The following is a 4,668-nucleotide window of genomic DNA, read 5'->3' as shown; positions in this document are numbered from 1 at the left end:
GGAACCGACCGGTTCCCGGGCGTCGCCGGAACGGCGGGTCAGCCGCGGGTGATGACGAGCTCGTCGTCGCCCAGGTCCACCAGGACCCGGTCGCCGTCCACGACCTCGCCCGACAGCACGGCCTTGGCCAGCTTGTCGCCGATCGCCGACTGCACCAGCCGGCGCAGCGGGCGGGCCCCGTACATCGGGTCGTAGCCGGTCAGTGCCAGCCACTCGCGGGCCGCGTCGGTGACCTCCAGCACGAGCCGGCGGTCCGACAGGCGCCGCGCCAGCCGATCGACCTGGAGGTCGACGATGCGGGTCAGCTCCTCCGAGCCGAGCGCGTCGAAGAGGATCACGTCGTCGAGCCGGTTCAGGAACTCCGGCTTGAACGAGTTGCGCACCGCCCCCATCACGGCCTCCCGCTTGGCCCCGTTCTCCAGCGTGGGGTCCACCAGGAACTGCGAGCCGATGTTGGAGGTGAGGATCAGGATCGTGTTGCGGAAGTCGACCGTGCGCCCCTGGCCGTCGGTCAGCCGCCCGTCGTCGAGCACCTGGAGCAGGACGTCGAAGACCTCGGGATGGGCCTTCTCCACCTCGTCCAGCAGCACCACCGTGTACGGGCGCCGCCTGACGGCCTCGGTGAGCTGGCCGCCCTCCTCGTAGCCGACGTAACCGGGAGGCGCGCCGACGAGCCTGGCGACGCTGTGCTTCTCGGAGTACTCGCTCATGTCGATGCGGGTCATCGCCCGCTCGTCGTCGAACAGGAACTCCGCCAGCGCCTTGGCCAGCTCCGTCTTGCCGACACCCGTCGGGCCGAGGAACAGGAACGAGCCCGTCGGCCGGTCGGGGTCGGCGATGCCGGCCCTGCTGCGTCGTACGGCGTCGGAGACGGCCTGTACGGCCCGCTGCTGCCCGATCAGGCGGCGGCCCAGCTCGTCCTCCATCCGCAGCAGCTTGGCCGTCTCAGCCTCCAGCAGGCGGCCCGCCGGGATGCCCGTCCAGGAGGAGATGACCTCGGCGATGTCGTCGGCGCCGACCTCCTCCTTGACCATGGCGTTGTCCGGCGGGGCGGCCTCGGACGCCTGGCGCAGGGCCTGCTCCAGGCGCGGCACCTCGGCGTACATGAGCCGGGACGCGGCCTCGAAGTCGCCGTCGCGCTGCGCCCGCTCGGCCCCGCTCCTGGCCTCGTCGAGCTGCTTCTTCAGCTCGCCGACCTTGTTCAGGCCGGCCTTCTCGTGCTCCCAGCGGCCGACCAGGGCGTTGAGCTCCTCCTGGCGGTCGGCCAGCTCCTTGCGCAGCCGTTCGAGCCGCTGGATGGAGGCCTCGTCGGTCTCCTTGCTGAGGGCCAGCTCCTCCATCTTCATCCGGTCGACGTCGCGCTGGAGCTGGTCGATCTCGACGGGACGCGAGTCGATCTCCATGCGCAGCCGCGAGGCGGCCTCGTCGACCAGGTCGATGGCCTTGTCGGGCAGGAAGCGGTTGGTGATGTAGCGGTCGGACAGCGCGGCGGCGGCCACCAGCGCGCTGTCGGCGATCTGGACCTGGTGGTGGGCCTCGTAGCGGCCCTTGAGCCCGCGCAGGATCGCGATCGTGTCCTCGACCGTGGGCTCGCCGACGTAGACCTGCTGGAAGCGGCGCTCCAGCGCAGGGTCCTTCTCGATGCGCTCGCGATATTCGTCCAGCGTGGTCGCGCCGATCATGCGCAGCTCGCCGCGGGCCAGCATGGGCTTGAGCATGTTGCCCGCGTCCATGGCGCCCTCGGCCGCGCCCGCGCCGACGACCGTGTGCAGCTCGTCGATGAACGTGACGATCTGCCCGTCGCTCTCCTTGATCTCGGAGAGCACGGCCTTGAGCCGCTCCTCGAACTCGCCCCGGTACTTGGCGCCGGCCACCATCGCGCCCAGGTCGAGCGAGATCAGCCGCTTGTTGCGCAGCGACTCGGGCACGTCGCCGGCCACGATGCGCTGGGCCAGGCCCTCGACGACGGCCGTCTTGCCGACGCCGGGCTCGCCGATCAGCACCGGGTTGTTCTTGGTGCGCCGCGACAGCACCTGCACCACGCGCCGGATCTCGGAGTCGCGGCCGATGACCGGGTCGAGCTTGCCGCTGCGGGCCCGCTCGGTCAGGTCGACGCCGTACTTCTCCAGCGCCCGGAAGGTGTCCTCGGGCGTCTCACTGGTGATGCGGGTGTGGCCGCGTACTTTCTCGAACGCGTCGAGCAGCGCCTGCGGCGTCGCGCCCTGCGACTTCAGCAGCTCGGCGACCGGGCCACCGTCGGTGGCCAGGCCCACGAGCAGGTGCTCGGTGGAGACGTACTCGTCCTCCAGGCGCTTGGCCCGCTGCGCCGCCGTGTTGATCACGGTGAGCAGCTGGCGCGAGCTGGACGGCGCGCTGACCGTCGAGCCCTGCGCCTTCGGCAGGGCGGCCAGCTGCTCCTCGGCCTTGGCGCGCAGTGTCTTCCAGTCGGCGCCGACCGCTTCGAGCAGCGGGATCGCGGTGCCGCCCGTCTGGGCCAGCAACGTGGTCAGCAGGTGGGCGGGGGCGATCTCCGGATTGCCCTCAGCGGCGGCACGCCTCATCGCCCCGGAAAGAGCCTCCTGGCTCTTCTGGGTGAGCTTGTAGTCCATGGTTTTCTCAGGCCCCCGGTGGCAGCTCGTAGCGGATCAGCGCCCGGACCATCTGCATCTCGGCGCGCAGGCGGTGAACCTCCTCACGCAGCCGCAGAGCCTCGTTCTCGAGCTCCAGGATCCGCTTGATCCCCGCGAGGTTGATGCCCTCCTCCTGGGAGAGACGCTGAACCTCGCGGAGCTGGATGATGTCGCGGGTGGAGTAGAGGCGGCCGCGACCCGCCGTACGCCCTGGACAGACCAGTCCGAGCCGGTCGTACTGCCGCAGGGTCTGCGGGTGCAGACCCGACAGCTGCGCGGCCACCGAAATCACGTAGACGGGAGTTTCGTCTGACAGGTCGAAATAGTTGGCGTCCATTCGGCTACTCGCTTCTGGCTCTCTGAATGAGATCAGCTCGCGGGTCCTCGTCGCCCGCGGTCGCGGTGTTGAACTCGTTGAGGAGCTCACGTGACTTGTCGTCGAGCGTCTTCGGCACGAGGACCTCGACGCTGGCGAGCAGGTCGCCCTTCGTGCCGTCCTTGCGGGTGACGCCCCTGCCGCGGACCCTGAACGTGCGGCCGTTGGGCGTGCCCGTCGGGATGCGCAGCGTGACCGGCATGCCCTTGAGGATGGGCACCTTGATCTCGGCGCCGAGCGCGGCCTCCGAGAACGTCACCGGCACGGTGATGGTCAGGTTGTCGCCGCTCCTGCCGAAGACGGCGTGCGGCTTGACGTGGGTCAGGATGTACAGGTCACCTGCGGGGCCGCCATTTTCGCCCGGCGCGCCCTTGCCCTTGAGCTTGACCCGCTGGCCGTCGGCCACCCCCGCGGGGATGCGCGCCTGGATGTTGCGGGTGCTCTTGGCCCGGCCGCTGCCCTCGCACACGGGGCACGGGTCGTCGACCAGCAGGCCGCGGCCCTTGCAGTCGCGGCAGGGCTCGGAGAAGGCGAAGTTGCCCAGGTTGCGGCTGGCCGCCCCGGTGCCCTCACAGGTCGGGCAGACGCGTGGCGTCGTGCCGGCCTTGGCGCCCGTGCCGCTGCACGCCGTGCAGGCGGCCGAGCTGGTCAGCCGCAGGGACACGGTGGAGCCCTCGACGGCCTCGGTGAACGTGAGCGTCACCTCGGACTCGACGTCCTGGCCGCGGCGCGGCCTGGTGGTGCTCGTCGTACGGGTCTGGCCGCCGCCGCCGCGGTTGAACAGCCCGCCGAACAGGTCGCCGAGCCGCTCACCCGCCCCGTGGCCCTGCTGCTGCTGTTGCTGGTTGGTGCCGCCGAACAGGTCGCCGAAGTCGAACGGGAAGCCGCCACCGCCGGGACGCTGGGCCCCCACCCCGGACCCGAACAGCGTCCGCGCCTCGTCGTACTCCTTGCGGCGCTTGGTGTCCGACAGGATGTCGTAGGCCTCGGAGACCTCCTTGAACTTGGTCTCCTTGGCCACGTCGCCCTGGTTGGTGTCGGGGTGGTACTGCCTGGCCAGCTTGCGGTAGGCCTTCTTGATCTCTTCGGCGGTGGCTGACTTGGGCACACCAAGGACGGCGTAGTAGTCCTTCTCCAGGTAGTCCTTGGTGCTCATCTATCGCCCTTCGTCTGCTTCCGTCAGTTGTCGTCGTCGGAGGGCGCCGGGGGAGCGTCCTCTGGCTCGGCCACGGCCACCCGGGCCGGGCGCAGCACCCGGTCACCCATGCGGTATCCCGGTTGCAGCACCTCGACCGCGGTCGGCTCGGTGACGTCCGGTGAGTAGCTGTGCATCAGCGCCTCGTGGACGGTCGGGTCGAACGGGTCGCCCTTCTGTCCGTAGGCGTTGAGCCCGAGCTTGGTGACCGCCGCTTCCAGTGACTCTGCCACTTTCGCGAAGCCACCGGTGAGCTCACCATGGTCGCGGGCCCTGCCGATGTCGTCGAGCACGGGCAGCAGCTCCAGCAGGGCACTGGCGACCGCCTGCTCGCGGACCGCGACCCGGTCGCGCTCCACCCGCCGGCGGTAGTTGGTGTACTCCGCCTGGAGACGCTGCAGATCGGCGGTGCGCTCGGCGAGCTGCGACTGCAGCTCGCCGTCCTGCGCCTGGACCTGCGGCTCGGG

The 4,668-nt window shown here is 70.3% G+C and carries 4 protein-coding genes; all 4 read right to left on the bottom strand.

Annotation, left to right across the window (positions count from 1 at the left end):
- Nucleotides 1-38 precede the first annotated feature (38 nt).
- Nucleotides 39-2,609 (bottom strand): ATP-dependent chaperone ClpB, encoded by a 2,571-nt coding sequence (gene clpB / locus KME77_RS19800; protein ID WP_219469886.1) that lies wholly within the window; start codon nucleotides 2,607-2,609, stop codon nucleotides 39-41.
- 7 nt (nucleotides 2,610-2,616) lie between these two features.
- Nucleotides 2,617-2,967, bottom strand: coding sequence for a heat shock protein transcriptional repressor HspR (locus tag KME77_RS19795; protein WP_113703558.1), 351 nt, complete (start codon nucleotides 2,965-2,967; stop codon nucleotides 2,617-2,619).
- A 4-nt stretch (nucleotides 2,968-2,971) separates the two neighbouring features.
- Nucleotides 2,972-4,162 (bottom strand): molecular chaperone DnaJ, encoded by a 1,191-nt coding sequence (dnaJ, locus tag KME77_RS19790; RefSeq protein ID WP_219469883.1) that lies wholly within the window; start codon nucleotides 4,160-4,162, stop codon nucleotides 2,972-2,974.
- Nucleotides 4,163-4,185: 23 nt separating this feature from the next.
- On the bottom strand, nucleotides 4,186-4,668 hold a 483-nt coding region (gene grpE, locus KME77_RS19785), incomplete at its 5' end, for a nucleotide exchange factor GrpE (protein WP_219469880.1).

It is taken from the genome of Nonomuraea rhizosphaerae (genome assembly GCF_019396405.1).
GTDB classification, from domain to species: Bacteria; Actinomycetota; Actinomycetes; order Streptosporangiales; family Streptosporangiaceae; genus Nonomuraea; species Nonomuraea rhizosphaerae.
The sequence above is the reverse complement of the archived record's forward strand: the minus strand, read 5'-3'. Positions and strand labels throughout refer to the sequence as shown.